The following is a 397-nucleotide window of genomic DNA, read 5'->3' on the forward strand; positions in this document are numbered from 1 at the left end:
GTACCTGGTCACCAGCGACGCCCACCTGGGCATCCAGCACGCCATCGGCGAGGTACTGCCGAATGCGTCGTGGCAGCGCTGCCGGACGCACTTCGCCAAGAACCTCTCGTCGATGGTCCCCAAGACGCAGTGGCCGACACTGTCGGCGATGTTCCAGACGATCTTCCAGCAACCCGATGCCGCCGCGGTGTGGGCCCAGGCCCGGGAGGTCGTCAGTTTCTGCGAGCACAGGTTCCCGAACGTCGCCAACTACCTGGAGGAGGCCCTTGATGAGCTCTTGGCATTCACCAGCGTGCCGAAGGCGGTGTGGACGAAGGTGTGGTCTAACAACCCCACCGAACGGCTCAACCGTGAGATTCGCCGGCGTACCGACGTCGTGGGGATCTTCCCGAATCGC

1 protein-coding gene is annotated in these 397 nt (G+C 64.2%); it reads left to right on the top strand.

Annotation, left to right across the window (positions count from 1 at the left end; translation table 11 throughout):
• On the top strand, positions 1 to 397 hold a 397-nt coding region (locus tag ACT3UN_RS16590), incomplete at both ends, for a transposase (RefSeq protein WP_444657678.1).

Source organism: Corynebacterium sp. AOP12-C2-36, from assembly GCF_052379185.1.
Lineage (GTDB): Bacteria > Actinomycetota > Actinomycetes > Mycobacteriales > Mycobacteriaceae > Corynebacterium.